Raw genomic sequence first — 13353 nt, 5'->3', positions numbered from 1 at the left:
ATGCCCGTGACGACCTTCACCCCCCGCGCCCTCCTGCTCGACATGGACGGCACCCTGGTCAACTCCGACGCCGTGGTCGAACGCTGCTGGCGCCGCTGGGCCGCCGAGCAGGGCCTCGACCCGGACGAGGTGCTGCGCGTCGCCCACGGCCGCCAGGGCCACGCCACCATGGCCGCCCTGCTGCCGGACCGCCCGGTGGAGATCAACCTCGCCGAGAACGACCGGATGCTCGACGAGGAGAAGGCCGACACCGAGGGCGTCGTACCGATCCCCGGCGCCCCCGCCTTCCTCGCCGCCCTGGCTGGCCTCCCGCACGCCCTGGTCACCTCCGCCGACGCGCCGCTGGCCCGCATCCGGATGGCCGCCGCCGGGCTCCCGCTGCCGCCGGTCCTGGTCACCGCCGAATCCGTCGGCGCCAGCAAGCCCGACCCCGAGGGCTTCCTCAAGGGCGCCGCCGCCCTCGGCTTCGCCCCCGCCGACTGCCTCGCCTTCGAGGACTCCGCGGCCGGCATCGCCGCCGCCCTCGCCGCCGGCGTCCCGGTCGTCGGCATCGGCCCCCGCGCCGCCGCGCACCACCCCACCGCCCACGCCCTCACCCTCGAATCACTCTCCGTCACCCCGGGCCCGGCCGGCACCCTCACCGTCACCGTCGCCTGACCCCGGCCGCCCCACGGGCTGCGGCCCCGGGGGGCCTGTGCTTCGCTGGAAAGGCGCGGACCGGCCGTTCGCCCCCGTTCGGGTGTGACCGCAAAGGAGTCCAAGGTGACAACCAACCCGCCCACCCAGAGCTGCAACTTCACCACCGCCCGCCCGACGCTCAAGCAGGGCTCCTCGGGCGACGCCGTGAAGCAGGCCCAGTGCTACCTCAACGCCTCCCTGACCGGGGACCACCTTCTCGTCGACGGCGAGTTCGGCCCCGTCACCGACGCCGCCACAAGACGCTTCCAGGTGTGCGCCAAGATCACCGTGGACGGCGTCATCGGCGCCCAGACCTGGTCCTTCCTCACCTTCTTCGCCAACTCCCCCGGCTTCGCCTGCTGACCACCCGACACCACCCCGAACACGGGCGGGCCGGGCTCCCCAGGAGCCCGGCCCGCCCGCGTGCGATGGTCGGTCAGGCGTTGCGGGCGGAACTTCCACCACAACGCCGTGAGCTGCGGAAACGTTGATCCCGGGGGCCCAAGTGAGCGCGGAATCAGCACGGTGAATGGAACTCGCAGTCGGCCATCAGCAGTGGTAACGGGCGGCCAGAACGATGATCTCCCGATCCGTCGCCGAGTAGACCAGGCGGTGCCCGTCATCGATCCTCCGCGACCAGACCCCGGGCAGGTGGTACGTCAGCGGCTCGGGCTTGCCGATGCCAGTGAACGGGTCGCGCAACACGTCCTCGATGAGCCCGTTGATCCGGGCGAGCCCCACGCGGCACCCTTCTCGCCATCCGCCGCGTCAGGATCGATGAGCCCCCGCTCGGGAAAGCCCTGTGCCGCCAAGGGCGTTCTCATACGCCTTGAGCAAGCGGCGGGCGTTCACCGGCGAGCGCAACAGGTAGGAGCCTTCACGCAGGGCGGCGTAGTCCTCGGCCGAGACGAGGACGGCATTTCCGTGCTCGGAGACGATCTCAATGGCCTCGTGATCGTCGTTGACCTTCTTGATCAACGGGAAGAGAGCCTTGCGCGCCTCGCTGGCAGTGATCGCCATCAACGCAACTCCCTCCACGGCTGGTACCACGTAACGCACCACTCGGGCAGGCGTGGCGGGTCGAAGAAGTCGGCACGCGAAAGAGATCGGGGCCCACCTCGAGAGAGGCGGGCCCCGTCCGACCCGCGCATTCGACAGATCAAGCCGGCTCAAAGCAATCAAATGCTCACACGTTGAAGCGGAACTCCACGACGTCGCCGTCCTGCATGATGTACTCCTTGCCCTCGATGCGGGCCTTGCCCTTGGCGCGGGCCTCGGTGAGGGAGCCGGTCTCGACGAGGTCGTGGAAGGAGATGACCTCGGCCTTGATGAAGCCCTTCTGGAAGTCGGTGTGGATCACACCGGCGGCCTCGGGGGCGGTGGCGCCCTTCTTGATGGTCCAGGCGCGGGCTTCCTTGGGGCCGGCGGTGAGGTAGGTCTGCAGGCCGAGGGTGTCGAAGCCGACCCGGGCCAGGGTGGCGAGGCCGGGCTCGTCCTGACCCATGGACTGGAGGAGTTCGAGGGCCTCGGCGTCGTCCAGCTCGATCAGCTCGGACTCGATCTTGGCGTTGAGGAAGATCGCCTCGGCGGGGGCGACCAGCTCGCGCTGGGCCTGCTTGAACTCCTCGTCGGACAGCTCGTCCTCGTCGACGTTGAAGACGTAGAGGAAGGGCTTGGCGGTCAGCAGGTGCAGCTCGCGGATCGGGGCGGTGTCGAAGCCGGCCTCGAAGAGGGTCTTGCCGGTCTCCAGGACCGCCTGGGCGGCCTCGGCCGCGGCCAGGACGGGGGCGGTGTCCTTCTTGAGGCGCGCCTCCTTCTGGAGCCGGGGCAGGACCTTCTCGATGGTCTGGAGGTCGGCCAGGATCAGCTCGGTGTGGATGGTCTCGATGTCGTCCTTGGGCGACACCTTGCCGTCCACGTGGACCACGTCGGGGTCGGTGAAGGCGCGCACGACCTGGCAGATGGCGTCCGACTCGCGGATGTTGGCCAGGAACTTGTTGCCCAGGCCCTCGCCCTCGCTGGCGCCGCGGACGATGCCCGCGATGTCGACGAAGTCGACGGTGGCCGGGAGGATGCGCTGCGAGCCGAAGATCTCGGCGAGCTTGTTCAGCCGCTCGTCCGGGACGCCGACGACGCCGACGTTGGGCTCGATGGTGGCGAACGGGTAGTTGGCCGCCAGCACGTCGTTCTTGGTCAGGGCGTTGAACAGGGTCGACTTGCCGACGTTCGGCAGGCCGACGATTCCGATCGTGAGCGACATGAAGCGCAGTCCCGTGGGCTTGGAGGAGTTGGGCCGGCCCGCACGCCGGGCCGATCCCCCAGTCTACGGGCAGCGCATCAGCCGTCCGCCGCGCCCGGCGGCGGCGTCAGGAACTCCCGGCGGTTGCCGAGCCGGTCGCCGGTGTGGAAGCGGCGGTGACCGGGCAGGTCGTCCACCTGGATCCCCGGGTGGCCCTTGCGGGACGGGCGGAACTCCGGCACCATCCCGAGGTGCACCTCCACCCCGCCGCCGCGGAACCGGCAGCCGCCGCGCGCGGACAGCACCGGCGGCTTGGTCGGCTCGGTCGTCCCGAGCACGTCGCGCCAGAACGCGCGACACTCGTCCTCGGCACCCGCCGGGATGTCGAGCTGGACGCGATGGAGGCGTTCGAACGTGTATCCGCCGGTCATGCGATTCCCCCGTGCAGTTGAGCGAAGGTCACATCAATACTCCGTCCGGAGACACGGGCCAAGCCCCGACGGCCCATTACACAGTGTGGCGATGATCGGACCGTACGTTGGGTGGGTGGAGCAGAGCATCCGTACCCAGCCGCCAGGGCCCAGACGCCGACCGCCGAACGGCGCGGCCGGGGCCGCCGTCCCCGGGCCGGGCCGGGCCCGCGAGAGCACGGGGGAACCGGCCGTTCCCGTCGGGAAGGCCAGGGGCAAGGCGGCCGGGAAGGCCGCCGGCAAGGCCCCTGGCAAGGGCGGCGGCACCGGCAAGGGCGCGGAACGCGGCGGCCCCGGGTCCCGGCTGCGCCCGGTCTCCGGGCCCCCGAAGCGGCCCCGGCTCGCCGGGCAGCTCTACGGCCGGCGGCGCACCGGCCGGCCGGCCCGGCTGACCGCGGTGGGCGCCGGGGTGGTCGCGCTGGCCACGACGGTGGCGGTGGCCGGCCTGGACCGGCTGGCCTTCGGCGAGCCCGGGATCCTGTTCGGGATCGGCTACCTGCTGATCTGCTTCCAGCTGGCGGTCCGGGTCCGGTACGCCGACCTGCTGGCCGCGCCGATCAGCGGGCCGATCGCCTTCGCCGTGGCGCTGCTGCTGTTCGGGCCGGTCACCTCCTCCGGGGTGACGGCGCAGCTGGTGGCGCTGGCGACCAACCTGGCCACCCGTTCCGGCTGGCTGTTCACGGGCACCGGGCTGGCCGCCGCGATCGTGCTGGCCCGCTTCGTGGCCCAGCAGCGGATCCACCGCGCGCGCTGAGGGGCGCGGGGAGCGCCCCGGGCCGGGAGGTCAGGCGGTGGCGCGGGCCGCCGCCATGGCCGCGCCGACGATGCCGGCGTCGTTGCGCAGCTCCGCCGGGACGACCCGCGCCCCGCGCTCGCGCAGCAGCGGCAGGAACTTCTCGTGCTTGCGGCTCACCCCGCCGCCGATCACGATCAGTTGCGGCGAGAACAGCATCTCCACCAGGTCCAGGTACTCGTCCACCCGCCCGGCCCACTGCGACCAGCTCAGCCCGTGCCGCTCCCTGGCCGCCGAGGAGGCCCGCCGTTCGGCGTCCTTGCCGCGCAGCTCCAGGTGGCCGAGCTCGGTGTTGGGCACCAGCACGCCGTCCACGAACAGGGCGCTGCCGATGCCGGTGCCGAAGGTGAGGACGAGGACCACGCCCGAGCGGTCGCGGCCGGCGCCGTGGGCGGTCTCGGCGAGGCCGGCCGCGTCGGCGTCGTTGAGCACCACGGCCGGCAGGCCGAGCGCCTCGCCGAACAGGCCGGCGGCGTCCAGGCCGACCCAGCCCTTGTCGACGTTGGCGGCGGTCGTGGTGCGGCCGTCGACGACCACGCCGGGGAAGGTCAGGCCCACCGGGCCCCGGTGGCCGAAGTGCTCGACCACCTCGCACACGGCGGCGACCACGGCCCGCGGCTCGGAGGGCTGCGGGGTGAGGACCTTGTACCGCTCCTGGGCGAGCACGCCCCGGGCGGGGTCGACGGGGGCTCCCTTGATGCCCGACCCGCCGATGTCCACACCGAATACCGCCGTCATGACGACCGCCCTCCGCCGAAGTTGTCCACGGGGAAGTTGTCCACAGGCCTGTGCACGACCGCGCACGGGACCGCGCCCCTGCACCAACCTACGAGAACCCGCCCGGCCCCGCACAGCGGAGGACCCGGCACCCGAACGGGGCACCGGGTCCTTCGACGCGACGGCCTACAGCTTGCCGGCGGCCTCGGCGCGCAGGTCGCGGCGGAGTTCCTTGGGCAGCGAGAAGGTCAGGTGCTCCTCGGCGGTCTTGACGACGGACACCTCGCCGTAGCCGCGCGCGGCCAGCCACTCCAGCACGCCCTCGACCAGGATCTCCGGCACCGAGGCTCCGCTGGTCAGGCCGACCGTGCCGACGCCCTCCAGCCACTCCTCCCGGATCTCCTCGGCGAAGTCCACCAGGTGGGCGGCCTTGGCGCCGTACTCCAGGCCGACCTCGACCAGGCGCACGGAGTTGGAGGAGTTCTTCGAGCCGACCACGATCAGCAGGTCGGTCTCCGGGGCCATCTGCTTGACGGCCACCTGGCGGTTCTGGGTGGCGTAGCAGATGTCGTCGCTGGGCGGGCTGACCAGCAGCGGGAAGCGCTTCTTCAGCTCGCCGACGGTGGCCATGGTCTCGTCCACCGAGAGCGTGGTCTGGGAGAGCCAGACGACCTTGGAGTCGTCGCGGACCTGCACGTTGGCGACGTCCTCGGCGCCGTCCACCAGGTGGATCCGGTCCGGGGCCTCGCCCATCGTGCCGATGACCTCCTCGTGGCCCTCGTGGCCCACCAGCAGGATGTCGTAGCCCTCGTCGGCGAAGCGCACGGCCTCCTTGTGCACCTTGGTCACCAGCGGGCAGGTGGCGTCGACGGTGGCGAGCTTGCCGGCCCGGGCCTCGTCGTGCACCGAGGGCGCGACGCCGTGGGCCGAGAAGACCACGATCGAGCCCTCGGGCACCTCCTCCGTCTCGTCGACGAAGATCGCGCCCTTCTTCTCCAGGGTCTGCACCACGTACTTGTTGTGGACGATCTGCTTGCGGACGTAGATGGGGGCCCCGTACTGCTCCAGGGCCTTCTCCACGGCGATCACGGCGCGGTCGACGCCCGCGCAGTAGCCCCGGGGGGCGGCGAGCAGGACACGGCGCTGCGCGGTGTTGGAGGACATGGCTCCATCGTACGGGCGGAGCGCAGCCGCGCCGACGGGAGCCGCGTTCCCGTCGGAACCGGTCACGGGTGCTCAAATGTGGAAGCTATGAACGAGCGAGTCGAGCCGGGCGTCCGGGACCGGCAAGGCGGGCTGCGGCGCAGCCTGGGCGTGCGCGACCTGATGGTGTACGGGCTGCTGTTCATCGCCCCGATGGCCCCGGTGGGCGTGTTCGGGGTGCTCGACGCCAAGAGCCACGGGGCGGTCGCCGCGGTCTATCTGGTGGCCACCGCGGCGATGGGGTTCACCGCCGTCTCGTACGCCCGGATGGTGCGGGCGGTGCCGCGGACGGGATCGGTGTACGCCTACGCGCGGGCCGGGCTGGGCGACGCCGCCGGGTTCGTCGCCGGCTGGATGGCGATGCTCGACTACCTGCTGATCCCGGCGGTCGCCTACCTGTTCTCCGGCATCGCGCTGAACTCGCTGGTGCCGGACGTCTCGCGCTGGGTGTGGACGGCGCTGGCGGTGGTGGTGACCACCGGGCTCAACCTGGCCGGGGTGCGGACGGCGGCCGTGGCGGGCCTGGCCGTGCTGGTGATGGAGCTCGCGGTGCTGGCGGTGTTCGTGGCCGCGGCCGTGGTGGTGCTGGCCCAGGACGGCGCGCGGCGCGACTGGGCGAGCCCGTTCACGGGGGTCGGCGGCTTCTCGCCGTCGGCGGTGCTCGCGGCGGTCTCCGTGGCCGTGCTCTCCTACCTGGGCTTCGACGCGATCGCGACCTTCGTGGAGGAGGCGGTCGGCGCGGCGGCGGCGGTGGCCCGGGCGGTGCTCTGGTGCCTGGCGCTGGCCGGCCTGCTGTTCGTGGCGCAGACCTACCTGGCGGCGCTGCTGGAGCCGCTCACCCCGCAGCAGCTGGCGGCGGACCCGGCGGCGCAGGGCTCGGCGTTCTACGACACGGTGGAGGGCTCGGTCGGGCACTGGCTGCACGTGCTGGTCGCGGCGAGCAAGGCGATCGGCGCGGCGTTCGCGGCGCTGGCCGGGCAGGCGGCCGCGGGGCGGCTGCTGTTCGCGATGGGCCGGGACGGGCGGCTGCCGCGCTTCCTGGGCGCGGTCGACCCGGGCTCGGCGGTGCCCCGCCGGGCGCTGCTGGTGTCGGCGGCGATCACCATGGCGGCGGCGGTCTGGGCGGCGGACCGGGACGACGGGCTGGACCGGCTGACCTCGGTGGTGAACATCGGCGCGCTCACCGCGTTCACGCTGCTGCACGCCTCGGTGGTCGGCTGGTACGCGGTGAAGCACCGCCCGGGGAACCCGTTGACGGACGTGGTGGTGCCGGCGCTGGGCGTGGCGGTGATCGGCGCGGTGGTGGCCGAGGCCTCGGGCACCGCGCAGGTGGTCGGGCTGGTCTGGCTGGCCGTCGGGCTGCTGGTGCTCCTCGGCCGGCGGGGTTCCGCTGTCGGCGGACGCCGCTAGCCTCGTACGCATGGCCAACCCCAGTTCCCCCGAAGCGCCGCTCCCGGTCGGCAAGGTCTCCGCGCTGATCGGGGGCTGGATCGACCGGCTCGGCGCGATCTGGGTGGAGGGGCAGATCACCCAGCTCAGCCGGCGGCCGGGGGCGGGCGTGGTGTTCCTGACGCTGCGCGACCCGCAGGCCGACGTCTCGCTGACCGTGACGTGCTTCCGCTCCGTCTTCGACCAGGTCGCCGACGCGGTGCAGGAGGGCTCGCGGGTGATCGTGCACGCCAAGCCGGAGTGGTACGCGGCGCGCGGCCAGCTCTCGCTGCGGGCCTCCGAGATCCGGCTGGTCGGGCTGGGCGAGCTGCTGGCCCGGCTGGAGCAGCTGAAGCGGCGGCTGGCCGGCGAGGGCCTGTTCGCCGCGGAGCGCAAGAAGCCGCTGCCGTTCCTGCCGCAGTGCGTCGGGCTGGTCACCGGCCGGGGGTCGGCGGCCGAGCGGGACGTCCTGGAGAACGCCCGGCGGCGCTGGCCGGCGGTCCGCTTCGAGATCCGCAACGTGCCGGTGCAGGGCGTCAGCGCGGTGGAGCGGGTGAGCGCGGCCGTCCGGGAGCTGGACGAGCACCCCGGGGTGGACGTGATCGTCGTGGCCCGCGGCGGCGGCAGCGTCGAGGACCTGCTGCCGTTCTCGGACGAGGGCCTGGTGCGGCTGGTCGCGGCCGCCCGGACACCGGTGGTGAGCGCGATCGGCCACGAGCCGGACCAGCCGCTGCTGGACTTCGTCGCCGACCTGCGGGCCTCCACGCCGACCGATGCCGCCAAACGGGTGGTTCCGGACGTCGGCGAGGAGCTGGCCAAGGTCCGCCAGCTGCGCGACCGGGCCCGGCGGCACGTGCTGGCCCGGGTGGAGCGCGAGCAGCACGGGCTGGACGGCGTGCGCAGCCGGCCGGTGCTGGCGGCGCCGCAGCGGATGCTGGACGGGCGCGGGCAGGAGGTGGACGGCCTGCTGGAGCGCGCCCGGCGCACCCTGCGCCACCGGCTGGACCACGCGCAGAGCGACCTCGGGCACACCCTGGCCCGGGTGGTGGCGCTGTCCCCGGCGGCCACCCTGGAGCGCGGCTACGCGGTGCTGCAGCGGGGCGACGGCACGGTGGTGACCGATCCGGCGCAGGCCGTGGCCGGCGAGGGGCTGCACGCCCGGGTGGCGGGCGGCGGCTTCGACGTCACGGTGGCCGGCGGGCCGCAGTCCGGCTGAGCCGGGCGCGGACGGGGCGGGCGGGGGCCTCCGCGCTGTCGGTGCGGGCCCCTACGCTGGCTGCCATGGCAGATCAGGAGCAGGAGGCGGCGGCGGCCGCGCAGACCCCGACCGCGGACGACGCGCTGGGCTACGAGCACGCGCGGGACGCGCTGCTGGAGGTGGTCCGGCAGCTGGAGAACGGCGGCACCTCGCTGGAGGAGTCGCTGGCGCTGTGGGAGCGCGGCGAGCAGCTGGCGAAGGTGTGCCAGCGCTGGCTGGACGGCGCGCGGGCCCGGCTGGACGCCGCGCTGGCCGCCGAGGAGGGCGCTCCGCCGCAGGGGTGACGCCGGGGCGCCGGAGGGTGAGGCAGGTCACATCGGCGGCCGGGAACAGTTGAAGGTTCATCCATGTTGGGACCTGGTGATCGGCCCCGGCCGGCCACACCGACAAGACGGACCCCACCGTTCTCCTTCCTCCCCCGAGGTGCAAAGACATGACCACCGACGCCCTGGTTCTCGACGCCGCCGCCCAGGACCTGCTGTTCCGCGAGGCCCGCACCGCCAACACCTTCACCGACGAGCCGGTCTCCGACGAGCAGGTCCAGGCCATCTACGAGCTGGTCAAGTTCGGCCCGACGGCGATGAACCAGCAGCCGCTGCGAGTCGTCCTGGTCCGCTCGGCCGAGGCCCGCGAGCGCCTGGTCCAGCACCTCGGCGAGGGCAACAAGGCCAAGACCGCCGCCGCCCCGCTGACCGCCATCCTGGCCGTAGACAACGAGTTCCACGAGGAGCTGCCGACCGTCTTCCCGCACTTCCCCGGCGCCAAGGACTACTTCACCGAGCGCCCGGTCCGCGAGACCTCGGCCGCGATGAACGGCGCCCTGCAGGCCGGCTACTTCATCATCGGCGTCCGCGCCGCCGGCCTGGCCGCCGGCCCGATGACCGGCTACGACGCCGAGGGCATCAACAAGGAGTTCTTCGCCGACGGCGAGCACTCCGTGCTGGCCGTGGTGAACATCGGCAAGCCGGGCGAGAACGCCTGGTACCCGCGCTCCCCGCGCCTGGCCTACGACGAGGTCGTCACCACCGTCTGAGCCCGACCCGGACGGACAGCGCGAAGGGCCCCGCACACGAGGTGTGCGGGGCCCTTCGCGTTCACCCTTCGGTTCACCCGGCGCGTTCACCCGGCGCGTTCACCCGGCCGGCCGCGCCGGAGCGGAGATCTCCGCTCCGGGGGCGGAAACCGGACTACTTCAGCGCCCGCGCCAGCTCGGCCAGCTCCTCGTAGGAGGCGGTGCCGGTCAGCACGGTCGTCGCGCCGCCCGTCTGCACGGTCAGCGCCCGCGCCTTGGGACCCCGCACCTTCTCCCAGGTCTGTCCGGCGACGTCCACGGTGCCGTCCGGCTCGCCGTCGGCCACCGCCGCCTTGAGCAGGTCCCCGGGCTTGGCGTCGCTCTGCTCCAGGGCCGCGTACTGGCCGGAGGGGGTGAGGAAGCCCAGGTGCCAGGCGTTGCCCTTGCCGTTGCTCATCGCCGCCGGGTTGTACGTCACCGAGGTGGCCCGCCACTGCGCCGGAAGGCCCTCCGGGGAGAGCAGCGGGTACGGCGCGGCCCGCTTCGCCGAGGCCGCGGCCACCGAGTACTCGACCGCCCGGGGCCCGTCGCCCTTCGCGTCGTGCGGCAGGAACAGGTACCCGACCCACACCACGACGCCGACGGCCAGCATCGACAGGACCATGTCCCGCACGGTCTGCCGGCCCCTCATGCCCTTGCTCTCTCCAGCCACCCCCACATGGTGACTCATGCCGACCGGCGCCCCCGCACCCGGGGTGTCCACGTCCGGGTGAAACGGGGCAGAACGTGCCGTTCCCGTCGCCGCGGGGGACCGCGCCACAGACAGTCATCCCGGGGGCAGATACGATCGCAACACCCTCACCACGGCGTTCGACCAGGCAGTAGTCGGGCGCTCACTGGCCGTCGCGTACAGAGAGGTAACGACGATGACCACGCAGTACCCGCACCACCTCCCCAGCGCACTGGAGGTCGCGCCGGAGGCTCCGGACCGGAACCTCGCGCTCGAACTCGTCCGGGTCACCGAAGCCGCGGCGCTCGCCGCCGGCCGCTGGGTCGGTCGCGGCGACAAGAACGGCGCCGACGGCGCGGCCGTCCGCGCCATGCGCACCCTCGTCTCCACCGTCTCGATGAACGGCGTCGTCGTCATCGGCGAGGGCGAGAAGGACGAGGCCCCGATGCTCTACAACGGCGAGCGGGTCGGCGACGGCACCGGCGCCGAGTGCGACGTCGCGGTGGACCCGGTCGACGGCACCACCCTCACCGCCAAGGGCATGAACAACGCGGTCGCCGTCCTGGCCGTCGCCGACCGCGGCACCATGTTCGACCCGAGCGCCGTCTTCTACATGGACAAGCTGGTCGCCGGCCCTGAGGCCGCCGACTTCGTCGACATCACCGCGCCGCCGGCCGTCAACATCCGCCGGGTCGCCAAGGCCAAGGGCATCGCCGTCGAGGACGTCACCGTGGTCGTCCTCGACCGCCCGCGCCACGAAGGCCTGGTCCGGGAGATCCGCGAGGCCGGCGCCCGGATCAAGTACATCTCGGACGGCGACGTCGCCGGCGCCATCATGGCCGCCCGCGAGGGCACCGGCGTCGACCTGCTGATGGGCATCGGCGGCACCCCCGAGGGCATCATCGCCGCCTGCGCGATGAAGTGCATGGGCGGCGTCATCCAGGGCCGGCTCTGGCCCAAGGACGACGCCGAGCGCCAGAAGGCCCTGGACGCCGGGCACGACCTCGACCGGGTGCTCTCGACCGACGACCTGGTCAGCGGCGAGAACGTGTTCTTCGTCGCCACCGGCATCACCGACGGCGAGCTGCTGCGCGGCGTGCACTACCGCCAGGAGACCGCCACCACCAGCTCGCTGGTGATGCGCTCCAAGAGCGGCACCATCCGGGAGATCAACTCCACCCACAAGCTGTCCAAGCTGCGGGCCTACAGCGCGATCGACTTCGACCGCGCCAACTGACCCGACGCGGGGCGGCGCCCCGACGGCACGACGGCACGACGCGGCCCGCGTCTCGGCGAAATCCCCCTTCGCCGGGACGCGGGCCGCTCCCGTCAGGGCCGGCGGATCCCGCCGGCGGCCCTCACCCCGCGATCCGGCCGCGCGACCCCGGCACCCGGGCCGCCTCGCGCAGCTCGACGTCCCGGCGGCGGCGGCGCGCCAGCACCACCCGGCGCTCGGCCGCCGTCAGCCCGCCCCAGACCCCGTACGGCTCCGGCTGCGCCAGCGCGTGCTCCCGGCAGTCCAGCAGCACCGGGCACCGCGCGCACACCTGCTTCGCCTGCTCCTCGCGCGACAGCCGGGCCGCGGTCGGCTCCTTGGACGGCGCGAAGAACAGACCCACCTCGTCCCGCCGACAGGCCGCCGCGGTGTGCCACGGGTTGTCCTCGCCCGCCGGCTGCGGGGCCGGGCGCCGCTCCAGCAGCTGGGCCGCGACCACCGGCGAGGCGGCGGCGGACGGCCGGGCGACCGGCGACGGGGCGGCCGGCACGGGGACGGCGGACGAAGTGGTGCGGGACTCGATCGGATGCAGCACGGCCGTACTCCTGACGAGGCTCTCGGACACGGGGAAGCTCGCTCCCCTGCCCAGCTGCGGGCCCCCGTTCACACCCCCGGGTCGGCCTCAGGCCGCCTCCGGTACGCAGCCGTACAAGAAGCGATGTGCCAGAGGAACTACCCCACGCCCGGCCGATTCATGCACACTGCACGCAACCGACTACTGCCTGCACTCGGCGCAACGACGAGTGCCCGGCCGGGAGTTGTCCCCCGACCGGGCACCGAACGTGCCGTCCGTACCCGGCTCAGTCGGCGCCGAGCTGCTTGCGCACCCACTCCTTGAGCTTCTTGCCCCGGCGCGGCTTGGCCTCGCAGCCGCCGAACACCGCGGTGCCCTTCACCCGCACCACCGGCGCGTACGGGTCGGCCGCGGTCTGCTCCTTGACGTCGAAGCCGCCGAAGATGCCGACGCCGCCACCGTGCAGGCTGACGTTCTCCGGCACCTTGATCTCCACCCCGCCGAAGATCGCGACCACGTCGATCACCACCTCGGGCGACTCGAACACGGCGTCGGTGAGGTCGATCTCGACACCGCCGAAGATCGCCACGGCACGCAGGTGGGAGCCCACCCGCCAGCGCCCCTTGCGGGAGGAGCCGCCGAAGACCGCCAGCATGGTCGGCGCCTCGTTGCGGGCCGGCAGCCGCACCGGGCCCTCCGGCCGCGGGCCGGCCGCCGACCCCGGGGCGTCCAGCGGCGGCTTCTCGAAGGAGATCTCGCGGTGCACCGGGAGGTCCCGGGTCAGCGGCACGAGGTCGCCCAGGGTCTTGGCCCCGTACGCCGCCTCGATCCGCTCGGCGTGCTCCTCGACGTCCAGCCGCCCCTCGGCGTAGGCGTCGCGCAGCAGCTCCGCCACCCGTTCGCGGTCGGCGTCCGAGGCCCGCATCTCGGCCTGCGCCACCGGAGCGTGCGCGGGCGGCGCGGGCGGCGCCGCCGCGGGCTTGGTCATCGGTACGGGCCCCTGCCCCTGGTCGTCCATCTGCTGGTCCTGCGGGT

15 protein-coding genes and 2 pseudogenes are annotated in these 13353 nt (G+C 73.3%); 8 read left to right on the top strand and 9 right to left on the bottom strand.

Annotation, left to right across the window (positions count from 1 at the left end; translation table 11 throughout):
• Both ABT093_RS12420 and ABT093_RS12415 read left to right on the top strand, forming a co-directional pair.
• Positions 1-657 (top strand): HAD-IA family hydrolase, encoded by a 657-nt coding sequence (locus ABT093_RS12420; RefSeq protein ID WP_350563287.1) that lies wholly within the window; start codon positions 1-3, stop codon positions 655-657.
• A 105-nt stretch (positions 658-762) separates the two neighbouring features.
• The gene (locus ABT093_RS12415) at positions 763-1041 is read left to right on the top strand and encodes a peptidoglycan-binding domain-containing protein (protein ID WP_350563282.1); all 279 of its coding nucleotides are present in this window, start codon (positions 763-765) and stop codon (positions 1039-1041) included.
• 186 nt (positions 1042-1227) lie between these two features.
• Here ABT093_RS12415 and ABT093_RS12410 read toward each other — a convergent pair.
• From ABT093_RS12410 to ABT093_RS12395, 4 genes and pseudogenes are all read right to left on the bottom strand, one after another.
• A pseudogene (locus tag ABT093_RS12410) lies at positions 1228-1422 on the bottom strand (Txe/YoeB family addiction module toxin); the annotation flags it as partial.
• Positions 1419-1698 (bottom strand): annotated as a pseudogene (locus ABT093_RS12405) (type II toxin-antitoxin system Phd/YefM family antitoxin); the annotation flags it as partial. The pseudogenes ABT093_RS12410 and ABT093_RS12405, both read right to left, overlap by 4 nt.
• A 166-nt stretch (positions 1699-1864) precedes the next feature.
• Positions 1865-2938 (bottom strand): redox-regulated ATPase YchF, encoded by a 1074-nt coding sequence (gene ychF, locus ABT093_RS12400; RefSeq protein ID WP_350563280.1) that lies wholly within the window; start codon positions 2936-2938, stop codon positions 1865-1867.
• Between the two features lie 77 nt (positions 2939-3015).
• A complete protein-coding gene (locus tag ABT093_RS12395; protein ID WP_350563278.1) occupies positions 3016-3348 on the bottom strand; it encodes a VOC family protein in 333 nt (110 codons plus the stop codon).
• Positions 3349-3463: 115 nt separating this feature from the next.
• Here ABT093_RS12395 and ABT093_RS12390 point away from each other — a divergent pair, with 115 nt between their 5' ends.
• Positions 3464-4141, top strand: a complete 678-nt coding sequence (locus ABT093_RS12390; protein WP_350563276.1) for a DUF6542 domain-containing protein — start codon at positions 3464-3466, stop codon at positions 4139-4141.
• Between the two features lie 30 nt (positions 4142-4171).
• On the opposite strand, the gene ppgK is transcribed toward ABT093_RS12390, so the two are convergent.
• Together ppgK and ABT093_RS12380 are read right to left on the bottom strand one after the other, a co-directional pair.
• On the bottom strand, positions 4172-4918 hold the full coding sequence (ppgK, locus tag ABT093_RS12385) for a polyphosphate--glucose phosphotransferase (protein ID WP_350563274.1): 747 nt from the start codon (positions 4916-4918) through the stop codon (positions 4172-4174).
• A 165-nt stretch (positions 4919-5083) separates the two neighbouring features.
• Complete coding sequence (locus tag ABT093_RS12380; RefSeq protein WP_350563272.1) at positions 5084-6061, bottom strand: 4-hydroxy-3-methylbut-2-enyl diphosphate reductase; 978 nt, start codon at positions 6059-6061, stop codon at positions 5084-5086.
• 87 nt (positions 6062-6148) lie between these two features.
• On the opposite strand from ABT093_RS12380, the gene ABT093_RS12375 reads away from it, so the two are divergent.
• From ABT093_RS12375 to ABT093_RS12360, 4 genes are all read left to right on the top strand, one after another.
• Positions 6149-7510 (top strand): APC family permease, encoded by a 1362-nt coding sequence (locus ABT093_RS12375; RefSeq protein WP_350563270.1) that lies wholly within the window; start codon positions 6149-6151, stop codon positions 7508-7510.
• 10 nt (positions 7511-7520) lie between these two features.
• Positions 7521-8744, top strand: coding sequence for an exodeoxyribonuclease VII large subunit (gene xseA, locus ABT093_RS12370; RefSeq protein ID WP_350563268.1), 1224 nt, complete (start codon positions 7521-7523; stop codon positions 8742-8744).
• A 65-nt stretch (positions 8745-8809) separates the two neighbouring features.
• Positions 8810-9070, top strand: a complete 261-nt coding sequence (locus tag ABT093_RS12365) for an exodeoxyribonuclease VII small subunit (RefSeq protein ID WP_350563266.1) — start codon at positions 8810-8812, stop codon at positions 9068-9070.
• A 149-nt stretch (positions 9071-9219) separates the two neighbouring features.
• Positions 9220-9819, top strand: a complete 600-nt coding sequence (locus ABT093_RS12360; RefSeq protein WP_350563264.1) for a malonic semialdehyde reductase — start codon at positions 9220-9222, stop codon at positions 9817-9819.
• A 154-nt stretch (positions 9820-9973) separates the two neighbouring features.
• Here the strand turns inward: ABT093_RS12360 and ABT093_RS12355 are convergent, their stop codons facing one another.
• Complete coding sequence (locus tag ABT093_RS12355; RefSeq protein ID WP_350563262.1) at positions 9974-10510, bottom strand: DUF4245 domain-containing protein; 537 nt, start codon at positions 10508-10510, stop codon at positions 9974-9976.
• A 214-nt stretch (positions 10511-10724) separates the two neighbouring features.
• Between ABT093_RS12355 and glpX the strand changes: the two genes are divergently transcribed.
• Entirely contained in the window at positions 10725-11765 is a 1041-nt protein-coding gene (gene glpX / locus ABT093_RS12350; RefSeq protein WP_350546923.1) for a class II fructose-bisphosphatase, read from the top strand.
• Positions 11766-11886: 121 nt separating this feature from the next.
• On the opposite strand, the gene ABT093_RS12345 is transcribed toward glpX, so the two are convergent.
• Positions 11887-12243, bottom strand: coding sequence for a WhiB family transcriptional regulator (locus tag ABT093_RS12345; RefSeq protein ID WP_350563463.1), 357 nt, complete (start codon positions 12241-12243; stop codon positions 11887-11889).
• Between the two features lie 361 nt (positions 12244-12604).
• Positions 12605-13336, bottom strand: coding sequence for a DUF1707 SHOCT-like domain-containing protein (locus ABT093_RS12340; RefSeq protein WP_502884209.1), 732 nt, complete (start codon positions 13334-13336; stop codon positions 12605-12607).
• Positions 13337-13353: the final 17 nt, after the last annotated feature.

The sequence above is a fragment of the Kitasatospora sp. NPDC002551 genome (assembly GCF_040296005.1).
Classification (GTDB): domain Bacteria; phylum Actinomycetota; class Actinomycetes; order Streptomycetales; family Streptomycetaceae; genus Kitasatospora.
The sequence above is the reverse complement of the archived record's forward strand: the minus strand, read 5'-3'. Positions and strand labels throughout refer to the sequence as shown.

What these genes read in the sequence shown, in the direction of transcription:
- ABT093_RS12360 (WP_350563264.1), top strand. Translation starts at nt 9,220, where the DNA reads ATGACCACCGACGCCCTGGTTCTCGACGCCGCCGCCCAGGACCTGCTG.
- ABT093_RS12340 (WP_502884209.1), bottom strand. Translation starts at nt 13,336, where the DNA reads ATGGACGACCAGGGGCAGGGGCCCGTACCGATGACCAAGCCCGCGGCG.
- ABT093_RS12375 (WP_350563270.1), top strand. Translation starts at nt 6,149, where the DNA reads ATGAACGAGCGAGTCGAGCCGGGCGTCCGGGACCGGCAAGGCGGGCTG.
- ABT093_RS12365 (WP_350563266.1), top strand. Translation starts at nt 8,810, where the DNA reads ATGGCAGATCAGGAGCAGGAGGCGGCGGCGGCCGCGCAGACCCCGACC.
- xseA (WP_350563268.1), top strand. Translation starts at nt 7,521, where the DNA reads ATGGCCAACCCCAGTTCCCCCGAAGCGCCGCTCCCGGTCGGCAAGGTC.
- ABT093_RS12395 (WP_350563278.1), bottom strand. Translation starts at nt 3,348, where the DNA reads ATGACCGGCGGATACACGTTCGAACGCCTCCATCGCGTCCAGCTCGAC.
- ABT093_RS12420 (WP_350563287.1), top strand. Translation starts at nt 1, where the DNA reads ATGCCCGTGACGACCTTCACCCCCCGCGCCCTCCTGCTCGACATGGAC.
- ABT093_RS12380 (WP_350563272.1), bottom strand. Translation starts at nt 6,061, where the DNA reads ATGTCCTCCAACACCGCGCAGCGCCGTGTCCTGCTCGCCGCCCCCCGG.
- ppgK (WP_350563274.1), bottom strand. Translation starts at nt 4,918, where the DNA reads ATGACGGCGGTATTCGGTGTGGACATCGGCGGGTCGGGCATCAAGGGA.
- ychF (WP_350563280.1), bottom strand. Translation starts at nt 2,938, where the DNA reads ATGTCGCTCACGATCGGAATCGTCGGCCTGCCGAACGTCGGCAAGTCG.
- glpX (WP_350546923.1), top strand. Translation starts at nt 10,725, where the DNA reads ATGACCACGCAGTACCCGCACCACCTCCCCAGCGCACTGGAGGTCGCG.